Source organism: Kibdelosporangium aridum (assembly GCF_900176515.1).
Lineage (GTDB): Bacteria > Actinomycetota > Actinomycetes > Mycobacteriales > Pseudonocardiaceae > Kibdelosporangium > Kibdelosporangium aridum.
The window spans coordinates 29,693-54,591 of sequence record NZ_FWXV01000005.1 but is presented as its reverse complement, the minus strand read 5'-3'; the positions used below and the strand labels follow the sequence as shown (position 1 = coordinate 54,591).

The following is a 24,899-nucleotide window of genomic DNA, read 5'->3' as shown; positions in this document are numbered from 1 at the left end:
CACGGTACCGCCCCGATCAGTTTCCGCCTCCTATCCGGTCTGTATTGACATGGAGGTGTCTTGATGTCTTTTAACTGGCTGCTGACCGGTTTATTCCTGGGGACCGGCGTGTGGTTCACGATCGGCTGCGCCACGGCTGCCGGGGCCGAGCGGGTCACCAGCGGCGGCCACGCGGTGATGAGCCTGGCGATGGTCGCGATGGTCTGGGGTGTCCCGCTGCCCCTCTGGCTCCAGGTAGCCGTTTTCACCGCGATCACGGTGTGGTTCGCCGGCTTGGCCACCGTGCCTGACCGGCGGCACGGGTTGCGTGCGGTGCACCACGCGCTCATGGGCGCGAGCATGGCGTGGATGGTCTGCGCGATGACCGTTCCCGTCGGCCATCAGGTTATGGTCGTTTTTGCCTGGTATTTCCTGATTGCCACGATCCCACTGCTTGGGAAGCAGGTCGACGCGCTCGGCCACGCCGCCATGAGCGCGGGCACCGGCCTGATGTTGCTGGCGATGTGAGCAGGGATAATGCCGGGCATGAGCTTCACCATGGTGTTTGTGCCGCCGCAGCAGGACGAGACCGCCACGTGGCCACAGCGGCTCGCCGAGGCCGTCCCCGGCCTTCGCGTGCTGCGACCGGACACCGCCGAGGAAGCTGCCGAGGCGTTGCGTACGGCGGACGCAGCCTACGGTGCACTGCCTGAGGAGTTGTTGGCGCACGCCGGACAGCTGCGATGGTTGCAGGCTCCGCAAGCCGGGCCGCCCGCCGGGTTCTACCACCCCAAGCTGATCGAGCACCCGGTCCAGGTCACCAACATGCGGGACACGTACACCGACCACGTCGCCACGCACACCATGGCACTCGTCCTGGCGCTGGCGCGCGGACTGCCGCAGTACGTCCGCGCACAGGCTCAGTCGAACTGGGCGCCCGACTGGGATCCCGGGTCGGTGCTGGCGATGGCCGAGTCGACCGCGTTGATCGTGGGCGTCGGGGCGATCGGCAAAGAGGTCGGCCGGATGCTTTCGGCATTCGGCACCCGCGTGATCGGCATCGACGCGCGGCAGACCGACCTGGTCGAAGGATTCGCCGAAATGCTGCCCGCGGCCGCACTGGACGAGCGGCTCGGTCAAGCCGACTTGGTCATCATCACCGTGCCGCACACACCGGAAACCGAGGGAATGTTCGACGCCGAGCGGCTGGCGAAAATGCGCAGCAATGCTTATCTGGTCAATATCGGCCGCGGCCCGACGCTACGCCTCGACGCACTCAACGACACATTGGCCGCAGGCAAACTCGCCGGAGCCGCCCTCGACGTCTTCGAAACGGAGCCGCTCCCGCCGGAGCATCCACTCTGGACACGGCCGGACGTGCTGATCACGCCGCACGTGGCGGGTGCGGGTCCGCACGCCGAAGAACGCCGGTTCGCGGTCACCGTGGAGAACGCGAAACGCTTCGCCGCGGGCGACCCTTTGATCAACGTGGTGGACAAGGCTCATTGGCACTGAGATGTGGCACGCGCTCAGGCCAGGCAGCGGTCCGCTGCTGTGGAACAGCGGCGGACCGCACCACCCCCGGCCGCACCACGACCAACCCGGCACCCGCCTGTCCACAGAGGACAACGAGCACCATCACCAGTGAGGCTTGCCATGACTGTGTGATGGTGTGCACGAGTCCACAAGCGAGCGCGCCAACTCCGGCGATGAGGAACCCGCCGCCCTGAACCATCGCCGACAACGCCGTTGTGATCTGTGGATCCGCGCCCGCCCGTCTCGGAATACTGGTCAACGCCAAGGCGATACCGCCCATGCCGACGCCGAGCCCAGTCGCCCATAACCACGGCATCACGGCTGGCGCGGCAAGCAACCCGGCAACACTGATCATGCTTGGCAGCACGAGCAAGGCCAGCAACGCGTGCTGATTGTGCCGCTTATGCACCCACCACGGCACCAGCCACATCATCGGCAGGCCAAGGATCATGGACAGGCTCAGGCAAGCCCCGGCGACATCCGCCGACACGCCCGCGTCCCGCAGGATCGCCGGTAACCAGCCCATCACCAGGAACGTCACCGTGGAAACAAGTCCGAAATAGACCGTCAAACCCCATGCCCGGCCCGATTTCGACACCGCGAGCGGGCTCAGCACACCCCGCTGTGGCCGATTTCCGTCCAGTCGTCGGGAAAACGGCACAGTGACCGCCGCCAACACGGCCCACCCGGCCAAGCCGAAGCGCCACGACGACTCGCTGACGATCCACGGCGTGATCAGCGCTCCCGCTGTGCTGCCGCAGCCGAGTGACAGCGTGTAGCAGACACTGAACGCCGTGGACTTTCCACCGACCAGCAACGGAAGCATGGTCGCGATCAACGCGATCGCCACGCACACCAACACAGTTCCAGCGATGAGCAGGAACGGTCCATCCGCGACCCGGACCACCTGTGCGGCCGCCAGCAGGACCAGCGCGACCTGAACCGTCCTTTGTGTACCCGTCGCAGCCTGTAACCACGGCGCGAGCAAACCGCCGATTCCGCACACCCACAAGGGAAGCGCGACAAGGACCGCCGCGACCGCACCGGTCACTCCCGGTGCGGCCGCGATGTCCGGCAGCGCCGATCCGAGGCTCGTCACCGCAGGCCTGAGGTTGAGTCCCAAGAGGAACACCACCGCAGCAGACCAGATCGGGCCCCGGACCATCACTCCCCCTTTCGCCGCCCGGAGACCCTAGCACGCGTTCGAACAGATGTTCGATCCGGGGGCGATCTTTCTTGGAAGTGAGGTGATGCCAGCACTTTGTGACCGACATCGACGTACCCAGCGTGGCCGTCAGGCGTTTTGGGCGGACTTCTCCGTTTCCCGCCGGGTGAGCACCAAGGGGCCGTCCTCGGTAATGGCAACCGTGTGCTCGGAGTGGGCCGTGCGTGAGCCGTCGGCTGATCGGATCGTCCAGCCGTCGGGGTCATAGACGATTTGGTCGGTGGTGCGGGCGAACCAGGGTTCGAGCGCGAGGGTCAGGCCCGGCCGGAGCTTCAGGCCGCGGCCCGCCCGGCCCTTGTTGGGAACGTGGAGTTCTTCGTGCATGGTGCGGCCGATGCCGTGACCACCGAACTCGGTGTTGACCGGATAGCCGTAATCACAGGCGACCGCCCAGATCGCCGCGGAGATGTCACCCAGCCGGTTACCCGGACGTGCCACCTCGATCGCCGCTTCCAACGCTTCCTCGGTGGCGCGGATGATCCGCAGATCCTCCTCGGCGGCGGTTCCGACCACGACCGTGCGCGCCGAATCGGCCACCCATCCGTCGATACTGACCGCGAGATCCGCGCTGAGCACGTCTCCGTCGCGCAGCGTGTAGTCGTGAGGCAAGCCGTGCAGGACGGCGTCGTTGACCGACAGGCAGATGACGTTGCGGAACGGGCCTTTGCCAAAGGGCGGGGCGTAATCCCAGTAGCACGACTGCGCCCCGCGCCGTTTGATCATGCCCCGCACATGGTGCTCCAGGTCCAAGAGGTTGACGCCCACGTCAGCGAGCCGGCCGATCTCGGAGAGCACCTCGGCGACGAAACGCCCGGCCACGTGCATGCGCTGGATCTCCGCGGGCGTCTTCAGTTCAATCACGAATACCTCACGTCACGGGTTGGTATTACTATACCGGCACCCTAGCACTTGCCGGTATAGTAATACCACCTCCGGACGCTATGTCGGGTCAGTGAGTGCGGCACGGGCAGTCAGCACCTCGCTGCCGCGCGCGTACACGACCTCGATCTCCTTGCCGACAGGGTGTTCCCGGGTGAGCAGCCACAGATCGGTGCGCCCGAACACCGGAGCGCTGCCCAGCTTCAGGATGATGTCGCCGGGCTGGATCCCTGCCTTGGCGGCGAAAGCGCCGTCATCGACCGACACGACGACCGGACCGGCGAGCCAGTCCTCGGTCATCATGCCCAGTCCGGACTGGAACGTGAAGAACCTGTCGTAGCGCACACCGGTGCGCAGGTACAGATCGAGCGCGGCCAGCGTTTGCACCCAGCCGAGACCAACGCTGTCCAGATGCGATCCCCAGTCCTCGCCTTCGCCGAAACCCGCCTGGGTCACCGTGATCCGGGTGCCGCTGTCGGTCTCCTCGAACGTGACGGTGACGTCGGTCTCGACCGGCAGAATGCCCGGGCCTTCCTTGTAGACAAGCTTGTTCGGCGGGTCGGCCTCGACGATGTCCCACACTAGCTGCCCGTAATCGTCCGCGGCCCACGCGATCCGGCCACCGGGGCGAACGTCGGTTTCCTCGACCGTGCCCGTCAGCCACGCCTCGAGGTCCTTCGCGTCGGTGAACGCCTGCCACGCGCGCTCGACCGGGACGGACAGCGAGAAAGTCTTCTCGTACTTGCCGTAGTTCACGACTGCTCCTTCGGATCCGGATGCACGGCGAGGACGACCCGGTACGGATCTCCTTGCGAGTCCCCATACTTCTTCAAGATCGGCCCGACGGCCGACATGTACTCCTTGAGAAAAGCGGTCCGCTGCGCGGCATCCGCCAAGCGAACCTCAGCCTCGACGGCGGCGCTGGCGATCTTCTCGCCATCGAACGCGGCCCGGTCAAGCAGAAGCGCGGCCGCCTGCTGCAACCGCTCACCGACAGCGACCAGGTTCTCCAACGCCACCTGTTCGGCCAGCGCCTCGATCCGCGGCCGGTCGACCCAGGCGAGACGCGGCGAGACCACGTAGGTGGCGGCGGTTGCCTGGTAGAGGCTTTCGACCAAGTTGCCTGCGCGGCGCTCGCCGACACGATGCGCGAGACCGACCCGCTCCAGCTCTTTGACGTGGTAGTTCACCTTTTGGCGGGGCTCCCCCAGCTCACGCGCGACGCCCGCCGCGGAACCCGGTTCCCTGAGCGCGGCAAGGATCCGCAGGCGCATTGGATGCGCCATGGCTTGCACGGCTTCGGTGCTGGTGACCTCGGCGATCGACTTCACGAAAGTGATAGTCGTCCGGAAAAGAAAACTTGTCAAGGCCTCGACAGAAGCCAGCACAACTCCCTGGGGCGTTGTCGTTGCGGTGGAGCATGCTTGCGGGTGTGGAAGGCAAGGACGTTCTCGGGATTCTGGACTTGTTGCGGGACTTCGACGTCTGGGTCGGCGGTGGCTGGGGCATCGACGCACTGATCGGGCAACAGACCCGTGACCACCGAGACCTCGACCTCATGTACAGGCAAGAGCAGGAGCCAGGCATTCTCGATGCCCTCACAGCCGCGGGCTTCACCGAAATCCTGAACTGGCGCCCGATCCGGTTCGTCCACGCCCACGAGGACAGCCGCGAAATCGATCTGCATCCCCTGGTCTTCCAACCGGACGGCAGTGCCCGTCAAGCCTCGCTGCAACCGGACAAGCCGTTCGTCTACCCGGCCGATTGCTTCGTCACGGGCGTCATTGATGGCCGCCAAGTGCCGTGCTTGTCCGCTGAGCAGCAGGTTTACTTCCATCAGGGGTATGAGCCGAGCGAACGCGATCGGCATGACATGGCTCAGCTGCGTCAGGCGTTCGGTATTCACACGCACTTCTGAGGGTGGGTGTTAGTTTCGGTCCATGGGGCGTACTCGGGTTGTCATCGTCGGGGCGGGGCCTGCCGGACTTACCCTCGCCAACCTCCTGCGTCAGGCGGACATCGACTGCCTGCTGCTCGAACAGGAGACCCGCGAGTTCATCGAGCACCGTCCCAGGGCCGGGTTCATCGAGGAGTGGGCGGTCCGCGAACTCGAACGGCACGGCTTGGCCGATCGCTTGGTTGAGCGGGCGCAGACGCACGGGAAGTTCGAGTTCCGGTTCGAGGGCGAACGGCATCCGTTCAACTACGCCGAACTCACCGGACAGCGGCATTTCGTCTATCCGCAACAGGAACTGGTGAAGGATCTCGTTGCCGTGTACCGGGGTGAAGTCCGGTTCAGCGTAAGCGATGTCCAGCTGCACGACCTGACGACCGAACCGTTCGTCACCTTCACCGACGACGAAGGCCACCACCGGATCGACTGCGACTTCGTCGCCGGATGCGACGGCGCGCGAGGCGTCACGCAGGCATACGTGCCAGCAAATATCGCACGACACGACTACGGCATCGGTTGGCTCGCCTTGCTTGCCGAGGCGCCGCCGTCAGCGGACGGCGTCATCTTCGGCATCCACCCCCGAGGCTTCGCCGCCCACATGGCACGAACGCCCACGGTGACTCGGTTCTACCTGCAATGCTCTCCCACCGACACCGATGCCGACTGGCCGGATGACCGGGTGTGGACGGAATTGCACGCGCGGCTCACGGTCTCCGACGGGAAGATCATCGAGGGGCCGCTGATCGAGAAACGCGTTCTGGACATGCACAACTACGTGCTCGACCGGATGTCGTCCGGGCGGCTTTTCCTCGCTGGTGAGGCGGCCCATCTCGTCGCGCCGATCGGCGCCAAGGGCATGAACCTCGCCATTCACGACGCCTTGCTGCTGGCCGAAGGCATCATCGCGCACTACGAGGGCAATGAGTCCACATTGGACAACTACACCGCCGCGTGCCTCGGCCGGGTCTGGCAGTACCAGGAATTCTCCCAGTGGCTGTCCGACATCTTCCACGGCTCGCCGGATCCGTTCCAGAACGAGCTTTCCCGTGCGCGCCTGCGGCGGCTGCTGGGATCACGACGAGCCGCTGAGTCCTTCGCGGAGATCTACATCGGACAGCGTGCCGATTTCTAGTCCTTGGGCGCGGCCTGCCTTGGCAGCCGGTGCCCGGGTACTCGGGTCCAGCGGAGTGGTACCGATCGCCTCGGCGGACGCTTCGTTCGGAGTGATAGTCATGTCATCACCCCACGAGGGAAGCAACAGGTCCTGGGAAGGCACCAACTGCGTCACGCCCATCGGCAGCAGCGCAACGCCCTTGTCATAGTCCGCCGCGTAATCGGCGTTGTGAGTACTGCGGATCCCACCGTCGACATAGCGCCGGCCATCGATGGTCACAGGTGGCCAGATCATGGGCACGGCACAGCTCGCGGCCACGGCGTCGACCAAACTGACGCCTGAGGAGTTGTCGAACACGCGCGGCTCACCGGTTTCCGCGTCGACCGCGACGATCTTCAGCTTGAAGGAAGGCCATTCGTGCGAAGGGAGCCTGGACGCGATCACGGCTCGCCGTTCGGCCTCCGGCACGGTGTCCGCGGCCAAGGCCAACGCGCCGATCCTGCGCCCGATCTCCAGAGACGAGGAAACGCCGTCGAGGACATCGGCCAGATTGGCCACATAGGACTCCAGGTCGACGCCTGGGTCGATCTCCTTGTTCTGCAACGCGGGATCGACTTGCCTCGCGTAGAGCTCGTCCAGGCTCAAGCCGCTGCCCAGCTGCGCGGCCACGGTGGAACCTGCCGACGTGCCGACCACCAGATCCGCGCCAGTCACGTCCATACCCGCCTCGGCAAGACCGGCGAGCACTCCGGTCATCCACGCGATACCGGCGACACCGCCACCGCCCAGCACAAGCGCATGTTTGGTCACGGATCGGCCCACGAATGTTTCCACGTGCGACATCGGGGCTCCTCACTGACCGGACGCACGATCATTATTACCGCAAGATCGTGTCGAACACGACAGTGAAGAAGTCGTCCAGTGGTTGTGTGTTCTTGTCAGCTTTGACGCGCAGCAATGTGCCCTCCCACGCGTTCAGGACGAACCGGCCGAGCCGATCAGCATCCAGGTCGGCGCCAACCTCGCCGGCGGCCTGCGCTTCCTTGATGGCTTGGACGATGCTGTCCGACCAAGTGCCAAGGCTGATCGCGACTTGCGTGCGGATGATGTCGCTGTGGTCGGCGCGTTCGGCGGCCATGTTGCCGATCAGGCAGCCCCGGGTGAAGTCGTTGCCAGCCAAGAGGTCCGCCATCGTGGTGAACCGCGCCCTGAGCTGCTCCACCGGTGAGAGGCCCGGCGTCGACCGGTGCCACTCGGACTCGGTGGCGTAGCGGCGGACGACCTCGGCGCCGAGGTCCTCCTTGCTTTTGAAATGGTTGTAGAAGGACCCTTTCGGCACGCCCGCGGCTTTTGTGATGGTGTCGACCGAGCACGCGGCATAGCCGTACTTGTGGATCTCTTGCACGGCCGTCTCGACGATGACCTCACGAACACTTGCCCTGGGCATGCCCTCAATGTGACCAGTCGTCTTCACTTTGTCAAACGGCGGTCCGCCCGCCTCCGTTCAGCCGCTGGTCGCGCCTCGATCTTCGTGGATTCAATGATGGGAAGTCATTTGAATCAAGGGGGTTCGCGCATGACGTTGACCCGAAAGCAATTACTGAAGGCCATGGCGGGAGCGGGCGCCGCGGTGATGGTCACACCGCAAGCGCATGCCTCCAGTGGCCGGGTGATCCAGCGAGATGTCTGTGTCATCGGCGGCGGAGCATCCGGCAGTTATGCCGCCGTCCGACTGCGTGACCTGGGCCGTTCGGTCGTTGTGGTCGAGCGCGAGGACAGGCTGGGCGGGCACACCGAGACGTTCCGCGATCCGGTCACGGGCGGCACCGCCGACATCGGTGTGGTGGGGTACCACGACATCCCGCTCGTCCGCCGCCACTTCGGCCGGTTCGATGTGCCGCTGAGCTTCGCCAAGACCAATCCCGGCACGATCCGATTCGCCGACTACCGGACCGGCCTGCCCGTCGACAACTACCGGATGCCGCCGATGAGCAGGCTGGCCGAGTACGCGGAGGTGCTGGAGCAGTACCCGTATCTGGAAGACGGGCCGGACCTGCCCAACCCGGTACCGCCGGAACTGGTGGCACCGTTCACCGACCTGATGGCCAAGCACGGGTTCGCGGATCTGGCCCCGTTGCTGTACCTGGTGAGCCAGGGCCGCAGCGACCTGTTCGACCTGCCTGCCCTTTATGAGATGAAGTACCTCAATGGCCCGGCGGTTCACGGAATGCTCACCCAGACGACCGTGACCACCAGCCGTCGCGACAACAGCGAGCTCTACGAGAAGATCACCACACATCTCGGCGACGATGTGCTGCTGAACGCCACGGTAACCGAGGTGAGCCGTGAGCGTGCCGGAGTCCAGGTGCTTGTCAGCACTCCACACGGACCACGCACGATCCGGGCACGCAGACTGGTGGTGACCGTGCCGCCGCTGCTGGCCAACCTGGCCAGGTTCGATCTCGACAGCACCGAACGGGCACTGTTCAGCCGGTTCAGCCCGGGCGGCTACTACACCAGTGTGCTGCGGCTGCCGGGCGTTGCGCAGGTCCCGATCCAGAACGTCAGCGCGGACGCCGCCCGGCAGCACATGCCGACCATGCCTGGGCTGTACCTGCTCGCCGCCACAGGCATTCCCGAGATCTTCATCGCCTACTACGGGAGCAGCCGTCCACTGCCCGAAGCGCGAGTACGCGCGGACATCCTCGCCGCCCTCGGCAGGCTGCAATCCACCGGTGTCCTTCCCACCACCCAGCCGCGGTTCGAGATGTTCGCCAGCCACGCGCCTTTCCTGCTGAGCGTCAGCGGCCGGGACATCGCGGGCGGGTTCTACCGAAGACTCAGCGCCCTGCAAGGCCGACACAACACCTTCTACACCGGGGCCGCGTTCCACACGAACGACTCGACCCTCCTGTGGCGGTTCACCGAAAGTCTCCTGCCGAGGATCTAGATTCCCGTGTCATGAAGCGCGACGCCTACTGCTCCTCCTGCGGGACCGCCTACGCCGACACGTCCGGCTATCCCCGCGTCTGCCCTGGTTGCGGCATGCAGACCTGGGCGAACCCGACGCCGGTCGCCATCGTGTTGGTGCCGGTCAAGGACGGTTCGCGGACCGGGCTGCTCGTCGTACGGCGAGCCATCCCGCCAGTCGGCCAGCTCGCCTTGGTCGGCGGATTCGTCGACCAAGGCGAGACATGGCAGCAGGCAGGCGCCCGCGAACTGTGCGAGGAAGCGGGCATGCTCGTGGACTCCGCGACGCTGCAGCCGATGTGGTTCACCTCGACCGAGCCGGATCCACGGCATGTCCTGCTTTTCTCCGTCGCCCCGCAGGTGCAGGTGTCCGATTTGCCGCCTTTCACGCCGAACAGCGAGGCATCCGAGCGCGGAGTGATCTTCGGCCCGCGTGGGCTGGCTTTCTCCTTGCACGAGGAAGCCGCGCTGAAGTTCTTCGGCTCAGACGGGCCCGCTGATTTCAAACCACTGTGACGGGATGCGGCACGATCGCGTCGAACAGGTAGCCCTGCGTGTTGTACGGCGTGACGACCGGCTGCGTCACGCCGCTCCAATCCGTCGCGCGGGCGTGGAGTGTGTAGGCGCCCGGTTGCTTGGGACGCCACGGAAACTCCCACTGAAGCCAGCCCCGCTCGTAAGCGTGGCTCGTCGGCTTCGCGGGATGCCATTTGATGCCGTCCACGCTGATGTCGACGTTACGGATGCTGCCGTTGCCCGACCAGGAACGGCCACGTAGGACGTGCCGCTGCCCAGCGGCCAAGGTCGCGTCCCGGGGCAGTTCGAACGCGCTCTTCACAACCTGGCGGCTGACCACTGTGCCCTCGGCCGGGTACGTCGGGCCGACGAGCCGGTAGAACTGCGTGTTCCAGGGCGACACGAGCGGCGTTTCGGACACCTCGATCTCGCCGAGCCACTTGATCGACGAGATCCCGATCCAGGACGGGACCACCAGCCGGACCGGGAAACCGTGATCGAGCGGCAAGTGCCGGCCGTTCATCTCGTACGCCAGCAGCACGTCGTCCAGTGCTTTGCCGATCGGCAGCGGCCTGCGGACCTTGCCGAGGTTGACGCCACCGGTCACGAAGTCGGCGTCAAGACCGGACGGCAGCACGTCGACAGCGTTCCTGCTCAGCCCGGCCTTGGCGAGCACAGTGGACAGTTTGACGCCGCGCCATCGTGCGACGCCGACAGCCCCGAGTTTCCAGGGCGTGCCTGATACTTGCTGGCCCTGTTGGCTGGTGAAGTAACTGCGGCCGTTGCCCGCGCACTCGATGAACGCAGTGGTTGTCTCGGCGGGCAGCGCACGCAGATCGCGGTAGCTGAACTCGGCCGGGCCACGGCGCAGTCCACTGCCGAACACCCGCAGCCGCCAAGCGTTCACGTCGATCGTGGGCGTGGAAGTGTGGTTGCGCACGAAGAACCGGTCGATCGGCGTGAGGTATCCCTGTCCGCTCAACGATTCCCACTTCGTTTCCGCGTTGGCCCCGTACACTTCGAAGAATTCCGGAGGCAACGGTTTCACGATCGGACCGGTCGCGGATGCCGTCCCCGCCGTCCCGACGGCCATCGCAGTTCCCCCGATCACCGACATCCGCAGCACGGTACGGCGGGACAGGCCGCGGGCCGCGCCGGCAAGCCATTGCCGGTGGCGTACTTGGTCGTAGGTCGACTCGTCGGTAAGCATGCGGGCAGTTTTCTGGTGCGCCGCTTTTTGTTCCAGCACGTCCACATAGCGGACGCCGCGGCGGATCAGGCTTGCGCGGCGCGCTATGCCGGTGTGCACCTTGCTGTTGCCCTGGATGGCGCGGGGGCGGATCCAGCGGCATGCGGTGCTGATCGCGTCCCGCGTCGGGCCTTTCCATCTGTCGAAGGCGATCGTGACGCTCGACTACGTCAGCAACGGGCGCGCACGTCCAAGTCTCCGAAGACCAGCGCGACTACCGGCACTTCGGCAGACGCGCATTGATTTCAAAGGCAAGTGGTTCTCGGTCAAGGGACCGTCCATCACGCCGCGTCCGCCGCAGGGCCAACATGGTCCTATGTGGTCAGTTGGATCATCGAGATCTCGGGCGGCGCACCGACACGCACCGGCGGGCCCCAGAATCCGGCGCCCCGGGTGACGTAGACCCACGTGTCGTCGATCTTCTCCAGTCCCGCGGTGACGGGCTGCTGAAGCGGGACAGCCAGGTGGAAGGGGAACATCTGGCCGCCGTGCGTGTGCCCGGACAGCTGGAGGTCCACGCCGTGCTTCGATGCCGTCTCCACCTGGATCGGCTGATGTGCCAGCAGCACGACGGGGTTGGCGGTGTTGCGGCCGGAGAGTGCGCGGGCGATGTCGGGGCCGTCGTCGAACTGGCCGCCCGTGACGTCGTTGACGCCGGCGAGGTCGAGGGTCGCGCCGCCGCGTTCGATGGCGACTCGTTCGTTGCGAAGCGGGTTCACGCCGAGGCGCTCCAACTCCGCCAGCCACGGCTCGAACCCGGAGTAGTACTCGTGGTTACCGGTGACGAAGAAGTTGCCGTGCTTGCTGACCAGGTCACGCAGGGGTGCCGCGGCGTCACCAAGCCTGTCGACGCTGCCGTCGACCAGGTCACCGACGATCGCGACGAGGTCGGGCTGCTGCTCGTTGATCATCCGGACGATTCGCTCGGTGTGCCCGCGTCCGGCCAGCGGCCCGAGGTGGATGTCGCTGACCACCGCGATCCGGAACCCGGACAGTGCCGGGTCGAGCCGCCTGATCGGCACGGGAACCGACGTCATCTCGGGCGCGCCGAGTGCCTTGCTCACGCCGTAGCCGACGATGCTGCCCGCGGTGATCCCGCTGGCGATCGCGAAGGACCTGGCGATGAACACGCGCCTGCTCGGCAGCGGCACCGCGTCGGGCTCGTCCGCGCCGACCAGCACGGGTGCCTTGACCCGGCGGTTGACCAGCAGCCTCGGGATCTCCAGCACACCGAGCACGAGCGTCAGATAGAACATCAGCGCGAGCCACATGAAGCCCGGCCACGCCAGGAACTCGACGTCCCGCTGGAGCACGAAGGCGGCCATCATCAGGACGAAGGCCGCGGGCAGCGCCACGTTCCCGAACAATCTGCCGCGGCTGCCCTTGAGCGTCGTGTCTCGCACGAGTCTTCGCCAGAGGTAATAGTGGGCAAGCGCGGCAGGCACACCGAGCAGCAAAAAGAACAAGGACAGTGACCTTCCGGGCAAAGATGACCTTCCGGGATCCAAGCTACCGTGCACTCGGCTTAGCCTGTTCGCCGAGCACCAAACCAGGAGGACCGATGGAGCTGGCGGCACGGTTTCGCGAGGTGGACACCACTGCGATCTGCGACGCGGACAAGACGACCAGGGTGATGCACAGCGCGATCAAGCTGCGGTCCGCGCAGCCCCGGATCTTCGGCCCGGCGTACACCGTGCGGTGCCGTGACGACTTCCTCGGCGTGCTCCAGGCCATTGAAACCGCAGCACCAGGCGATGTGATCGTGGTCGACGGCGGTGCGCGCGAGCTGGCGCTGGCGGGTGAGATGTTCGCCCGCGGCGCACTGACCCGTGGCCTCGGCGGGATCGTCATCGACGCCGGTTACCGGGATATCGGTTTCGTGTCGACTTGCCAGCTGCCGATCTACAGCCGGTTCCTCACGCCGATGGCCGGGACCACGGTGAAACTCGGCGAACTGCAGGTCCCGGTGACGTGCGGTGGTGTGGTCGTGAACCCCGGCGACATGGTCCTCGCCGACGAGGAAGGCCTGATCGTCGTCGATCCCGGCAGGGTCTCGGACTTGCTCGACGCCGCGTTGGCCGTCAAGGAAGCCGAGCGCAAGCTGACCGAACACCTGGCCGCGGGCGGAACGCTGAGTGACGGCACGAACCTCGCCGTGCACGTCGAAGCGCTCAAGCGTGGCGAGCCGAGCAAGCTGTCATTCAGCTGAGTCCCACGGGACAAGCGCGGCCTCGACGTGACCGCTGCCCGGGTTGAAGTACGAGATCATCATGTGATCGGCCGTGGACAACTCCGGATGCCCGGTCAGCGCACGGCACAGGTCGTGGCCGCTGCCGCCCGAGCACGCGACCTTTCCGCTCGACCGCTGGATCCACGGGCCCACCGGGGTTGCCGCGCGCCACACCTCGAACCCGCCGCCGAGATCCTTCTGCAGGATGGCGTGCAGACCCGCGGACCCGAACCGGTGCACCGACACACCGGCCGCGGCGGAGGGGATGATGTTGGTCGCTTGTGCGTGGCTGTAGACGAACGCGCCCTGCGAGTACCACTGGTAGTTGCCGGGCGCACGCCAGGAATCAGTTCTGGCGACGTTCGTGCTGCCGTTGACACAGACTCCGCTGAACCAGTTCGTGCATTCGAAGCCGTACAGGTACACGAACCCCCCGGTGTAGATCGGCGAACCGAGGATCTTCGCGGCCGGGAGTTGAACGCCTGGCGTGGAGAACACCGTCGTCCGTGCGGTCACGGCGTTGTTGGCGGGGTTGTACTCCGCGATACCGAAGCCCTGGATGAAGAACGGCTTCTCGGTGTCCGTGACACAGAGATCGGCGTAGGTGACGAGCAGGTTGTCCGGCGTGACGGTGGCGATCCCGGTGATCCACGACGCCGGGTACTGCCCCACGTTCGGCGTGCACGGCTGCCCACTCGGATTGAGCAAGCCCGCGGGAGCAGGCAGGAATTGCGACGGGCTGCCGTAATGCGGCGGCTTCGGTGGAGGTCCTGGCGACATCGACAGCTCGTTCAGTTCAGTGGGCACCAGACCAGCGCTGTACGGCCCGACTGCGGCGGTGGACCCGGAAACGAAGTGACTGCCGTTGAAGTCGCTCCACGCTGTGTCGCAGAACAACCAAAGCGCCTGGCCGTTGTCCAGCGGTTCAGAAAACCCGCAGTCCCGGTTGAGGCTGACGCCCCAATAGTTCTCGAAGTTCGACGTGACCTTCACCGGCAAAACCGTGATCACACTGCTGAACACCATGAGAACAGCGCTCAGCAACCATGACATGGCCACCCCTAGGTCCATAGTGGATGCATCTCACGCTAGTGATCACGCGCGGGCCGTCAAGACCCATTCGCCCGAAATTGGGTGGCCCGGCGCCGTTCTCCGATGCCAGGGTGGTGTGTGAACCATTTCGGTGAAGATGTGGCAAAGGACTACGACAAAGGCGTCAAGGACATGCCCGTCGTACCCGTGGTCCAGTTCCTGCGGGACCTGGCGGGTGACGGACCCGCGCTCGAACTGGGCATCGGCACCGGCCGGATCGCCGTACCACTGAGCCAAGCCGGTGTCGCGGTGCACGGGATCGACCTGTCGCCGGAAATGCTCGCGCGGCTGCACGCCAAACCCGGCGCGGAGCGGATCGGCGTGACGGTCGGCGATTTCGCGACCGCCAAGGCACCCGGCCGGTTCCAGCTGGCCTACCTCGTGTTCAACACGATCTCGAATCTGACCACACAGGACGCTCAGGTCGCGTGTTTCGCCAATGTCGCGGAGCACCTGGTGCCCGGCGGATTCTTCGTGATCGAGGTGGGAGTGCCCCAACTGCAACGAATTCCGCCGGGCGAAACGGCGCGCCCGTTCAACATCAGCCCGACACACCTTGGCTTCGACGAATACGACATCGCCAACCAGGGAATGATCTCGCACCACTACCATCTGGCCGACGGCGCGGTGCAACGTCGATTCTCCATGCCGTTCCGTTACGTCTGGCCGGCTGAACTGGACCTGATGGCCCGGATGGCGGGAATGGCGTTGCACGAACGCTTCGAAGACTGGGACCGCAGCCCGTTCACCAGCGACAGCCACAAGCACATCTCGGTATGGCGCAAGCAGTAGCGTTCCTACGCCGCCGCCTTGCTTCCGATGACCACGGTCGCGCCCAGCTCCTCTGATCTCTCGATCCTGGGGCGCAGACCGTGCTCGGCGAAAGCCGCAGCCGTGTGCGGAGCCTGACGGTCGCTGGTCTCGATCAGCAGATGCCCGCCTGGGGCCAGCCACTGCCAAGCCTGGGCAGTCACCCGGCGCTGGACGTCAAGTCCGTCCGCTCCACCGTCAAGAGCAACCAAAGGCTCATGATCCCGAGCCTCCGGCGGCATCAACGCGATCGCCTCTGTCGGAACATAAGGCGCGTTGGCGACCAGGACGTCCACGCGCCCGCGTAATCCCGGCGGCAACGGCGAGTACAGATCACCAAGGTACACATTGGACACATTGCGCCGAGCGCACCGCACGGCGGCGGGGTCGATGTCGACCGCATACAGCTCGAGATCGGCCGAGGCAGCCAACGCCGCACCGACCGCACCTGACCCACAGCACAAGTCCACGACGACACAGCCCGGCGCGGTCAGCGCAAGAGCTTGGGAAACCAGGAACTCCGTGCGCCGCCGGGGAACGAAGACCCCGGGGTCGACGGCTATGCGCTGGCCGCAGAACTCGGCCCAGCCGAGGACGTGCTCCAGCGGGAGGCCCGCGGCCCTTCGGTCGACCATCTCGGCGAGGTCGACGGGGGTCCGGGCCGCGTTGATCAGCAGGCGTGCCTCGTCTTCGGCGAACACGCAGCCGACAGCACGCAGTTGGGAAACGATTTCGGGATAGATGTCCAGCGCCTTTCGATGATCCTCAGGCGCTCGCTGGCTCACCGTTCGCGATCGGAACCGTGCAGGAGCATGAGCACCCGGCCTGACGTGGCGTTAATGGGTCTCACCTCCTCGGTCGGTCTGCCGCGATCCACAGTACACGCCCTTGACACCCGCCTGCTTGTAGAGTGAACTTGACGGTCGTCACCCAAGTGACATACCCGACCCGCAGGAGGGTGCGATGGCGCGCTCCGCCCACGTGGACACGTTCTGCCGGGACAACCTCCCGCCGCAGGAGCAACAGCCGGAGTTCCTGCTCGACCCGGCCGCTCCCGAGCGGCTCAACTGCGCGACGGCACTGCTCGCCCCAGTCAGCCCGGATCGGCCGTGCTTACGGACCGACACCGAGACCTGGACTTACGGTGAGCTTGACCGGCGCAGCAATCAGATCGCGCACGTGCTGACCGAGGACTACGGCTTGGTGCCGGGCAATCGCGTCCTGTTGCGTGGCCCGAACAATCCGTGGTTGGTCGCGGCCTGGTTCGGCGTGCTCAAGGCTGGCGGCGTCGTGGTGACGACCATGCCGTTGCTGCGCAAGGTCGAGATCGACACGATGGTCGAGATCACCAAGCCCAGCCTGATCATCAGCGACGACCGGTTCACCGACGCGCTCACCGGCGTCGGCCTGCCCGTGATCACGTACGCAGGCGAACTGCCGAGCATGGCCGAGTCCAAAAGCGACGTTTACGACGCCGTCGACACCGCCGCAGACGATGTCGCCTTGCTGGCCGCCACGTCCGGCACGACCGGCAGGCCCAAGGCGACCATGCACTTCCACCGGGACGTGCTCGCGATCGCGGACACGTTCGGCAAGCACATCCTCAAGCCCGAGCCCGACGACGTGTTCACCGGCACTCCCCCGATCGGTTTCACATTCGGCCTTGGCGGCCTGGTGATCTTCCCGATGCGCGTGGGCGCATCGACTCTGCTGCTGGAACGCGCGACGCCGGACGAACTCGCCGACGCCATCGCACGCCACCGGGTCAGCGTGCTGTTCACCGCGCCGACGATGTACAAGGCGATACTGGCCACCGGGAAAGGCGCCGACCTGACCAGCCTGCGCAGGTGCGTGTCCGCAGGCGAACACCTGCCCCAGCCGGTGTGGGAGGAGTTCCACCGCACCACCGGTGTCCGGATCATCGACGGGATCGGCGGCACAGAACTGCTGCACATCTTCATCTCCGCCGCAGACGACGACATCCGCCCCGGCTCGACAGGCAAGCCCGTCCCGGGGTTCGAGGCAGCCGTCCTGGATCACGACGGCAACCCGGTCGCCGACGGCACACCAGGGCGTCTCGCCGTGAAAGGCCCGACCGGATGCCGATATCTGGCCGATCCCCGGCAGCAGACGTATGTCCACAACGGCTGGAACATCACCGGCGACACGTTCGTCAAGGACACCGACGGCTACTTCTGGTACCAGGGCCGGACCGACGACATGATCATCTCAGCCGGGTACAACATCGCCGGTCCCGAAGTGGAGAGCGCGCTGGCCGGGCACCCGGACGTGTCCGAGGTCGCCGTGATCGGCGCCCCCGACCCGGACCGCGGCATGATCGTGAAGGCGTTCGTCGTACTGCGGCCCGGTGTCCACAAAGGCCAGTCCGAGGTCACCGAGCTGCAGGACTACGTGAAACGGACCATCGCGCCCTACAAGTACCCGCGTGCCGTGGAATTCCTCGACGAGTTGCCGAAAACCAGCAGTGGCAAGGTACAGCGGTTCAAGCTCCGGCAGCGGGCCTAGAACCGTTCAACGAGGTGCTCGCGGCCCGCAGGCGGATCGTACGGCTCTGGCCAGTAGTCAGTGATCCGCGTGATCAATCCATCGTCGGACAGCTCCAGCCACACGTTGGCATCCTGGTGCTCATCGCCGACTCGGGCGTCGATCCATGCCGCCGCATGGCGACCGTCCGCGACGACGCGACGCGCCTGTAAGTGCCAGTCACCGGGGTACTCCTGGTTGAACTGCAGCAACGCCGCCCGGCCACGAATCCGTTCCCGCGACTGCGGCATCTCGTACACGACGTCCTCAGCAAGCAGGTCACTGAGCCCCTGCCAGTCACGCCGCTCGGTGCGGTCGACGTACGCCTGCGCGGTCTGACGAGTCCTCGAAGTTTCGTCCATGTGCCGCACGCTAGACCCGGGTACCGACAAAAACGCCGCTGCCTCAGCAGTCTTCAACAGCCGCCTCGGGCAGCGGGATGTCGGAGCCTGGACGCAGCCCGGCGAGCAGCAGGGCACAACTGCGCCGCCACCCCTCGACCGGATCCGGCGACACCCGGAGCGTGCTGATCAGCATGAACACCACCATCGGCAGGTCACTGGGGCGCAGGTCCGGACGCACCACACCCGCGTCCTGTGCGCGATCGACGATGGTGGTGAGGTCGGCGATGAAACGGTTCTTCAACCCGGACAGCAAATAACCGGGGTCCCGGAGCGCCTTGATCACGGGGTGCGCCTCCGCCGCCATGGCCAGAGCCGTCTCCAATGCGGTGACGACCGCGCGCCATGGATCCGGATCAACGAGGGCACGGGCCACCGCTGGCTGGATGTGCTCGGCGTACCGCCATTCCAGCACCGCCAGGAGCAAGTCGTCCTTGGTCGGGAACCTCCGGTAGAGGGTCGCCACGCCGACGCCCGCGCGTTTGGCGATCTCGTCGAGCGGGACTTCGGTACCCGATTCGATGAACGCCCGCCAGGCGGCCCGGACGAGTAACTCGGCGTTGCGTGCCGCGTCCACACGCAACGGGCGCTGCGAAGGCCCGGTCATATCTGGCAACGCTAACAGACTGATAGCCCACTTCCACTTGTGCTAGCGTGGCAATAAGCGATAGTTGAATATCACTTACCGGGAGAGTCCGATGACTTCAGCGCCCGAGATACCGCTACACGCCCAACGCAACCGGTTCGACCCACCCGACGACCTGCTCCAGCTCCGCGAGCAGCCGCTCACGAAGATCGACCTGCCATGGGGCGGCAGCGCCTGGCTGGCGACCCGCTACGCCGACATCCGGGTCGTGTTCAGCGACGCGACCAAGTTCAGCAACTCCCCCGAAGGCCGTCCCTTCGGCGACCTGAACGGATCCAGGAGCGGGTTCCTGCTCGGCTATGACCCGCCGGACCACACCCGCCTGCGCCGCATGCTGACGCCTGAGTTCACCGTCCGGCGTATCCGGCGGCTGCAACCCCGGATCGAGACGATCGTCAACGACCACCTCGACGCGCTCGAACAGGCCGGGCCACCCGCGGACCTGGTCTCCGGCTTCGCGTTGCCGGTTCCGTCACTGGTGATCTGCGAACTGCTCGGCGTGCCCTACGAGGACCGCGCGGAGTTCCAGCAGTACGCGAGCATCCGGCTGGACATGACCCTTGAGATGGCACAGCGGACCGCCGCGATCGAGGCGTCCCGTAGGTACATGGCCAAGCTCGTCGCCAAACACCGCGCCGACCCAGGCGACGACATGATCGGGATGCTGATCCGCGACCACGGCGACGAGCTCGACGACACGGAACTGACCGGCGTCGCCGACCTGCTGCTGCTCGCCGGGCACGAGACCACGTCGAACATGCTCGCCCTCGGCACGCTTTTGCTGTTGCGCAACCCGGACCAGCTCGCCGAGGTGCGGGCCGGGCGACTGGTCGACGAGGCCATCGAGGAGATGCTGCGCTACCTCTCGATCGTCCACTCCGGAATCCCCCGTACCGCGGTCGCCGACGTCGAGCTGTCCGGGGTGAAAATCGCCGCGGGCGAGGCCGTGATCTGCTCGCTGCCCGCGGCGAACCGGGATCCGGTGCTCGGCGAGGACCTCGAGCGCTTCGACATCACCCGCAAGATCTCCGCGCACATGGCGTTCGGCCACGGCCTGCACCACTGCCTGGGTGCGCCACTGGCCCGGATGGAGCTGAAGATCGCGTTCCCCGCGCTGCTGCAACGGTTCCCGTCGCTGGCGTTGGCCGTGCCCTTCGAGGAGGTGCCGTTCCGGCCGTACTCACCGGTTCACGGCCTGCAGGCGCTGCCGATCACTTGGTAGCGCACAACATCCGGTTCGACGGAACCAACGGACTTTCCTGGCCGACCTGTGGGGTGGACGAGGCTAAGGAGAGATTCAGTGCGGGTGCAGATCGTGGTCTTCGACGGCGTCGAGGAGCAGGACTTCGTGGCTCCGGTCGAAGTGTTGGGCCTGGCAAAGGCCATGGGTGCGGAGTGGACTACAACGCTTGTCACCACAGGGAATCCGGCAACGGTGACGGCGAGGTTCGGCACACGCGTCGAGGTGCCGGCGGGGTGGTCGCCGCAGGATGCCGACATCCTGGTCGTGCCGGGTGGTGGTTACGCCGACAAGACCGGGCCTGGGGTGAACCGGCTGATCAACGACGCGGTGTTCCTCAAGAAGCTGGCAGCGGTCACGGCTCTGCCAGTTGGGATCTGTACCGGAACGATGGTGCTGTCCGCGGCAGGCATGACGAAGGGCCGTCCCGCGACCACGCATTCGCGGGCCAAGGCCGATCTCGCCAAGCAGGGTGCGAACGTGATCAACGCGCGGGTCGTGGACGACGGCACGTTGATCACGGGTGGCGGCATCACGTCCGGCCTCGAGGTGGCGCTGTGGTTGGTGGAGCGGTTCATCGGTGCCAAGCAGGCTCAGCAGGTGGAGACCGTGCTTGAGTACGAGCGGCGTGGCAGCGTCTGGCGCTCTTAGGTGATCGCGAGCTTGGCTCCCAGGGCGACGAACGAGGCTGCGAAAAACCTGCGGAGCCAAGCCATCACCCGCGGCCGGGAGATCACGTGGGTGCGCATCGACGCGGCGAACACCCCGTAGAGCGCGAAGACCACGAAGGTCAGCAGCATGAACACCGCGCTCAGCTCGAGCATCCGCCAGAGCTGTGCCGGGTCGTCCGCGCTCACGAACTGCGGCAGGAATGCCACGAAGAAGATCGTCAGCTTCGGGTTCAACAAGTTCAGCAACACCGCCGACACGACGATCTTCATGGCTGACTGTGCCGGGGCCTGCGAGATCGTAAGGGCTTCCTTGTCACGCAGCGTGCTCCATGCCATGTAGATGAGGTACGCGACGCCGAGGTACTTCACGATCTCGAAGGCCACCGCACTGGTGTGCAGCAGCGCCGCCAGGCCGGTGATCGTGGCGAGCATGTGCGGGATGATGCCGAGCGTGCACCCGAAGGCGGCGATCACGCTCGCCCGGCGCCCGTGGGTGAGACCGGCGGCCAGCGTGTAGAGCACGCCGGTGCCCGGCGTTGCGACCGCGATCAACGTCGTGACCAGGAAAGCGATACTCATAGCCGCTACTGTGCTGCCACAATGGTCCCATGAGTAGGGCCAAACCGCGCCAGGTTGACAGGTCCATAACTTCGGGGTCGGACTTCCTGCAGCTGCGGATCGAACACGCGCCGCCGGGCGGCCGGGCCGACTGGCTGGCCGAGCAGCTCCGGCTGGCGATGTCCGACGGACGTCTGCCCGTCGGCAGCAGGCTCCCGGCGACCCGGGTACTGGCCGCGGACCTTCGTGTGTCCCGTGGCGTCGTGACCGAGGCGTATCAGCGCCTGATCGAGGATGGTCACGTCGCCGGACGCGGCCGAGGCGGAACGGTCGTCGTCGCCGTGCCGACTGACGCGCCGACCGCGAAGCCATACCGGCCGCCGTCGACCGCGGATGTGTTCGCGACCGATCCCGCGGACGACGTGTTCGACTCCTTCCGGGCCGCGACAGCCCGGATCGACCTCTCCCCCGGTGTGCCCGATCTCGCGGCGTTCCCGCGGACGGCGTGGTTACGCGCTGAACGCACGGTGTTCAACACAGTCGCGCCAGCCGAGTTCGGTTACGGTGATCCGCGCGGCACGCCCAAACTAAGGCTTGCTGTAGCGACTTGGCTGGCGAGAACACGGGGGATCCGGGTGGATCCGAGCGAAGTGGTCATCGTCGCCGGTGTTGCGCAAGCGCTTGGTCTCATCGCACGGGTCCTGCAGGACGACGGGATCACCCAGGTCGCCGTCGAGGACCCAGGATCTCTCGGTGTACGGCAGCACATGCGCAACGCAGGACTGGAAACCCCGCCCATTCCAGTGGATTCCGCAGGTCTTCGCGTCGACATGTTGCAGGACAGCGGAATCAACGCGGTGATGATGACGCCCGCGCACCAGTTCCCGACCGGTGTCATCCTCGACGGCGATCGTCGGCGCCAGCTGATGCGCTGGGACGGGTTGATCATCGAGGACGACTACGACGCCGAACACCGCTACGACCGGCCGCCCGTACCCGCGTTGCGGTCGGTGCTGGCCGAGCGCGTGTGTTACGCGGGCAGTGTGTCCAAATTGCTCGCTCCCGCGCTGCGAGTCGGCTGGCTGCTCGTGCCGACGAAGTACCGGGACGCGGTCATCGCCGCGAAACGCCTTGCCGACCTCGGCAATGCCTCGCTCCCCCAACTGGTCCTGGCCGAGCTGATGTCCTCCGGCGAGTTGGAACGGCAACTGAGGTTCCTGCGCAGGCGGCACATCCGGCGCCGCGACGCGATGGTCGAGGCGGTCCGTGAGCATTTGCCCAGCGCCACAGTCCACGGCGTGGCCGCCGGGCTGCACCTGATGATCACGTTCGACACCGAGTTCTCCGATGTGGACCTTGCCGCGGCCGTCCTCAAAGCGGGCGTCAAGGTGCAGCCACTGTCCTGGCATTGCCAGAATCCCTGTTCGCCAGGGCTGATCCTGGGATACGCCGCCAACACGCCGAGCGACATCCAAGCGGGCATCGCCACGATCAGCCAAGCCGTTCGACGGCTCTGAGCATCACGTCCCAGAAACCACGCCGATCGAGCTCCACCGCGACATGAGCGTTGGCGGGATTGCCTGTCACGCCGTGCAAATCGACCACAGTCGCGCCGCGCGTGTGGGTTCCGGCGAGCTCGACGGCGACCGGCGCGGCAACCGTTCGCAGCAAACCGGGCTCGGCCACAGCGGCGACCGCGACGGGGTCGTGCACCGGCGGGTCCGGCATCCCGAACACTTCGTCGTACGTGGATGCGAAGAACCGCAACAAATCCACCATTGTGTCGGCCAACGGTGTCGCCATGGCACGGAGTTTGCCGAACACCTCCGGGGTGGCCGTTGCCTGGTGCGTGACGTCCAAGCCGCACATGGTCACCGCCAGGCCGCTGGACAGCACGGTGTCGGCCGCTTCCGGATCGGCCCAGATGTTGAATTCCGCCAGCGGCCGCCAGTTCCCGCGCCCGCAACTACCGCCCATGAACACGATCCTCGGCTTGAGATCCGGACGTTTGCGCAGCAACGCGGCCACGTTCGTGAGCGGTCCGGTCGCGACGATCGTCAGCGGACCTTCGGCGAGCAAACGCTCGGTCAACGAAATTGCGTCCTCGTCCACCAGGAGGTCCGCGGGTTGCGGCAAATCCGCGCCGTCCAACGCACTCGCGCCGTGGATCGACGGCGCGTTCTCGTTTTCCCGCTGCGACAAGCCTGCCGCGACCGGAACATCGATGCCTGCCAAGGCGCAGACCTTCAGCGCGTTGGCCGTCACCTGATCGAGGGTCCCGTTCCCGGCCACAGTCGTGATCGCCCGCAGGTCGATCGCCGGATGCGCGGCAGCCAGCAGCATCGCGAACACGTCGTCGTGGCCAGGGTCGCAGTCGAGCACCACAGCGGTCATGGTTGGCGAGAATACCTTGCGAATCAGGCATAAATTCCGCCAAGCTCGACGACATGCTGACCTCGCCGGGCCGCCACGCCGGTCTTTTCGAGTCATTGCCGTCCGACATCGCCGGGCTGACCAAAGTCGGCCACGGCCTGCTGATCCACGAGTACATGACCCACTTCTACGACGTCGAACTGTCCGAAGAGGACCGCAAGACCGTGCACATCCGGCCGGTGGAGGAGCTGTTGTCGGCCATCACCGGCGAGGACGACCGCCCACTGGGCATCGCGCGGCCACCCGCGGAGCGAACAGCCGTCAATTGCCGTCATTTCACGGTGTTGCTCGTCTCGATGCTGCGATCGCAAGGCCGTACCGCGAGGGCGCGCTGCGGGTTCGGCTCGTACTTCAACGATGGCTTCTACGAGGACCACTGGGTCGCCGAGTACTGGAACGGCACACGCTGGGTGCTGGTCGACGGGCAGATCGACGACGTGCAGATGACCAAGTTCCCGATCGACTTCGACGTCACGGACGTGCCACGGGACAAGTTCCTCACCGCGGGCCGCGCCTGGCAGTGGTGCCGCGCGGGCAAAGCCGACCCGGACAAGTTCGGTCTGAGCATGTTCGAGGAGTCCGGCTACTGGTGGATCGCGGCCAACATGATTCGCGACGCCGCCGCGCTGATCGACGTGCCCCTGTTGCCGTTCGACGTGTGGGGCATGATGCCCGAGCCCGAAGACGACGTGGACATGGCGTTCTTCGACCGGCTCGGCACGTTGACCGAGCACCCGGACGCCCCGACCGACGAGCTGAAGGCGATGCTCCGGGACGACGAACGGGTCCGTGTCCCGGCTAAGGTGATGAACATGGCGCGCAAGCGCGAGGAAGCGATCATCTGAAGGACGA

27 protein-coding genes are annotated in these 24,899 nt (G+C 65.9%); 13 read left to right on the top strand and 14 right to left on the bottom strand.

Features of this window, described 5'->3' with window-relative positions; all coding sequences use genetic code 11:
* Positions 1-108 precede the first annotated feature (108 nt).
* Positions 109-507, top strand: a complete 399-nt coding sequence (locus tag B9C43_RS27535; protein WP_160096729.1) for a DUF5134 domain-containing protein — start codon at positions 109-111, stop codon at positions 505-507.
* A gap of 18 nt (positions 508-525) precedes the next feature.
* Positions 526-1,494, top strand: a complete 969-nt coding sequence (locus B9C43_RS27530; RefSeq protein WP_084429925.1) for a D-2-hydroxyacid dehydrogenase — start codon at positions 526-528, stop codon at positions 1,492-1,494.
* On the opposite strand, the gene B9C43_RS27525 is transcribed toward B9C43_RS27530, so the two are convergent.
* From B9C43_RS27525 to B9C43_RS27510, 4 genes are all read right to left on the bottom strand, one after another.
* Positions 1,463-2,680, bottom strand: coding sequence for an MFS transporter (locus tag B9C43_RS27525; protein WP_084429924.1), 1,218 nt, complete (start codon positions 2,678-2,680; stop codon positions 1,463-1,465). The genes B9C43_RS27530 and B9C43_RS27525 overlap by 32 nt on opposite strands.
* A gap of 129 nt (positions 2,681-2,809) precedes the next feature.
* On the bottom strand, positions 2,810-3,601 hold the full coding sequence (gene map, locus B9C43_RS27520; RefSeq protein WP_084429923.1) for a type I methionyl aminopeptidase: 792 nt from the start codon (positions 3,599-3,601) through the stop codon (positions 2,810-2,812).
* A gap of 78 nt (positions 3,602-3,679) precedes the next feature.
* Positions 3,680-4,375 carry an SRPBCC domain-containing protein gene (locus tag B9C43_RS27515; protein WP_084429922.1) on the bottom strand — a complete coding sequence of 232 codons (696 nt, stop codon included), beginning with the start codon at positions 4,373-4,375 and terminating at the stop codon, positions 3,680-3,682.
* Positions 4,372-4,950, bottom strand: coding sequence for an ArsR/SmtB family transcription factor (locus B9C43_RS27510; protein WP_084429921.1), 579 nt, complete (start codon positions 4,948-4,950; stop codon positions 4,372-4,374). Before B9C43_RS27510 ends, B9C43_RS27515 begins: the two co-directional genes overlap by 4 nt.
* 89 nt (positions 4,951-5,039) lie before the next feature.
* On the opposite strand from B9C43_RS27510, the gene B9C43_RS27505 reads away from it, so the two are divergent.
* Positions 5,040-5,537 carry a nucleotidyltransferase domain-containing protein gene (locus B9C43_RS27505; protein ID WP_084429920.1) on the top strand — a complete coding sequence of 166 codons (498 nt, stop codon included), beginning with the start codon at positions 5,040-5,042 and terminating at the stop codon, positions 5,535-5,537.
* A 22-nt stretch (positions 5,538-5,559) separates the two neighbouring features.
* Positions 5,560-6,705 carry a 4-hydroxybenzoate 3-monooxygenase gene (locus B9C43_RS27500; protein WP_084429919.1) on the top strand — a complete coding sequence of 382 codons (1,146 nt, stop codon included), beginning with the start codon at positions 5,560-5,562 and terminating at the stop codon, positions 6,703-6,705.
* On the opposite strand, the gene B9C43_RS27495 is transcribed toward B9C43_RS27500, so the two are convergent.
* On the bottom strand, positions 6,646-7,530 hold the full coding sequence (locus B9C43_RS27495) for a patatin-like phospholipase family protein (protein WP_084429918.1): 885 nt from the start codon (positions 7,528-7,530) through the stop codon (positions 6,646-6,648). The genes B9C43_RS27500 and B9C43_RS27495 overlap by 60 nt on opposite strands.
* Before the next feature lie 34 nt (positions 7,531-7,564).
* On the bottom strand, positions 7,565-8,134 hold the full coding sequence (locus B9C43_RS55785; protein ID WP_143446635.1) for a TetR/AcrR family transcriptional regulator: 570 nt from the start codon (positions 8,132-8,134) through the stop codon (positions 7,565-7,567).
* A 129-nt stretch (positions 8,135-8,263) separates the two neighbouring features.
* Between B9C43_RS55785 and B9C43_RS27485 the strand changes: the two genes are divergently transcribed.
* Together B9C43_RS27485 and B9C43_RS27480 are read left to right on the top strand one after the other, a co-directional pair.
* Positions 8,264-9,637, top strand: coding sequence for an FAD-dependent oxidoreductase (locus B9C43_RS27485; protein WP_160096727.1), 1,374 nt, complete (start codon positions 8,264-8,266; stop codon positions 9,635-9,637).
* A gap of 11 nt (positions 9,638-9,648) precedes the next feature.
* Entirely contained in the window at positions 9,649-10,173 is a 525-nt protein-coding gene (locus B9C43_RS27480; RefSeq protein ID WP_084429916.1) for an NUDIX domain-containing protein, read from the top strand.
* On the opposite strand, the gene B9C43_RS27475 is transcribed toward B9C43_RS27480, so the two are convergent.
* Both B9C43_RS27475 and B9C43_RS27470 read right to left on the bottom strand, forming a co-directional pair.
* Entirely contained in the window at positions 10,160-11,482 is a 1,323-nt protein-coding gene (locus tag B9C43_RS27475; protein ID WP_235038870.1) for a sulfite oxidase, read from the bottom strand. The two genes, B9C43_RS27480 and B9C43_RS27475, sit on opposite strands and share 14 nt — an antisense overlap.
* 254 nt (positions 11,483-11,736) lie before the next feature.
* On the bottom strand, positions 11,737-12,888 hold the full coding sequence (locus B9C43_RS27470) for a metallophosphoesterase (protein WP_084429915.1): 1,152 nt from the start codon (positions 12,886-12,888) through the stop codon (positions 11,737-11,739).
* Between the two features lie 95 nt (positions 12,889-12,983).
* Here B9C43_RS27470 and B9C43_RS27465 point away from each other — a divergent pair, with 95 nt between their 5' ends.
* On the top strand, positions 12,984-13,631 hold the full coding sequence (locus B9C43_RS27465) for an RraA family protein (RefSeq protein WP_084429914.1): 648 nt from the start codon (positions 12,984-12,986) through the stop codon (positions 13,629-13,631).
* Here B9C43_RS27465 and B9C43_RS27460 read toward each other — a convergent pair.
* Positions 13,620-14,705, bottom strand: a complete 1,086-nt coding sequence (locus B9C43_RS27460; protein WP_143446632.1) for a hypothetical protein — start codon at positions 14,703-14,705, stop codon at positions 13,620-13,622. The two genes, B9C43_RS27465 and B9C43_RS27460, sit on opposite strands and share 12 nt — an antisense overlap.
* A gap of 117 nt (positions 14,706-14,822) precedes the next feature.
* Here B9C43_RS27460 and B9C43_RS27455 point away from each other — a divergent pair, with 117 nt between their 5' ends.
* Positions 14,823-15,536, top strand: coding sequence for a class I SAM-dependent DNA methyltransferase (locus tag B9C43_RS27455; protein WP_235038869.1), 714 nt, complete (start codon positions 14,823-14,825; stop codon positions 15,534-15,536).
* Between the two features lie 5 nt (positions 15,537-15,541).
* On the opposite strand, the gene B9C43_RS27450 is transcribed toward B9C43_RS27455, so the two are convergent.
* Positions 15,542-16,339 carry a putative protein N(5)-glutamine methyltransferase gene (locus B9C43_RS27450; protein ID WP_235038868.1) on the bottom strand — a complete coding sequence of 266 codons (798 nt, stop codon included), beginning with the start codon at positions 16,337-16,339 and terminating at the stop codon, positions 15,542-15,544.
* Positions 16,340-16,517: 178 nt separating this feature from the next.
* On the opposite strand from B9C43_RS27450, the gene B9C43_RS27445 reads away from it, so the two are divergent.
* Positions 16,518-18,080, top strand: a complete 1,563-nt coding sequence (locus tag B9C43_RS27445) for an AMP-binding protein (RefSeq protein WP_084429911.1) — start codon at positions 16,518-16,520, stop codon at positions 18,078-18,080.
* Here B9C43_RS27445 and B9C43_RS27440 read toward each other — a convergent pair.
* Positions 18,077-18,460 carry a nuclear transport factor 2 family protein gene (locus tag B9C43_RS27440; RefSeq protein ID WP_200825712.1) on the bottom strand — a complete coding sequence of 128 codons (384 nt, stop codon included), beginning with the start codon at positions 18,458-18,460 and terminating at the stop codon, positions 18,077-18,079. The two genes, B9C43_RS27445 and B9C43_RS27440, sit on opposite strands and share 4 nt — an antisense overlap.
* Positions 18,461-18,503: 43 nt before the next feature.
* Positions 18,504-19,106, bottom strand: a complete 603-nt coding sequence (locus tag B9C43_RS27435; RefSeq protein ID WP_084429910.1) for a TetR/AcrR family transcriptional regulator — start codon at positions 19,104-19,106, stop codon at positions 18,504-18,506.
* Positions 19,107-19,197: 91 nt separating this feature from the next.
* Between B9C43_RS27435 and B9C43_RS27430 the strand changes: the two genes are divergently transcribed.
* Positions 19,198-20,367 (top strand): cytochrome P450, encoded by a 1,170-nt coding sequence (locus tag B9C43_RS27430; protein WP_084429909.1) that lies wholly within the window; start codon positions 19,198-19,200, stop codon positions 20,365-20,367.
* Between the two features lie 78 nt (positions 20,368-20,445).
* The gene (locus tag B9C43_RS27425; RefSeq protein ID WP_235038867.1) at positions 20,446-21,036 is read left to right on the top strand and encodes a DJ-1/PfpI family protein; all 591 of its coding nucleotides are present in this window, start codon (positions 20,446-20,448) and stop codon (positions 21,034-21,036) included.
* Here the strand turns inward: B9C43_RS27425 and B9C43_RS27420 are convergent.
* On the bottom strand, positions 21,033-21,635 hold the full coding sequence (locus tag B9C43_RS27420; RefSeq protein WP_033387835.1) for a LysE family translocator: 603 nt from the start codon (positions 21,633-21,635) through the stop codon (positions 21,033-21,035). The two genes, B9C43_RS27425 and B9C43_RS27420, sit on opposite strands and share 4 nt — an antisense overlap.
* A gap of 29 nt (positions 21,636-21,664) precedes the next feature.
* Here B9C43_RS27420 and pdxR point away from each other — a divergent pair, with 29 nt between their 5' ends.
* The gene (gene pdxR, locus B9C43_RS27415; RefSeq protein WP_084429907.1) at positions 21,665-23,131 is read left to right on the top strand and encodes a MocR-like pyridoxine biosynthesis transcription factor PdxR; all 1,467 of its coding nucleotides are present in this window, start codon (positions 21,665-21,667) and stop codon (positions 23,129-23,131) included.
* Here the strand turns inward: pdxR and B9C43_RS27410 are convergent.
* Complete coding sequence (locus B9C43_RS27410; RefSeq protein WP_084429906.1) at positions 23,106-24,008, bottom strand: nucleoside hydrolase; 903 nt, start codon at positions 24,006-24,008, stop codon at positions 23,106-23,108. The genes pdxR and B9C43_RS27410 overlap by 26 nt on opposite strands.
* A gap of 53 nt (positions 24,009-24,061) precedes the next feature.
* Here B9C43_RS27410 and B9C43_RS27405 point away from each other — a divergent pair, with 53 nt between their 5' ends.
* A complete protein-coding gene (locus B9C43_RS27405) occupies positions 24,062-24,892 on the top strand; it encodes a transglutaminase domain-containing protein (RefSeq protein WP_084429905.1) in 831 nt (276 codons plus the stop codon).
* Positions 24,893-24,899 lie beyond the last annotated feature (7 nt).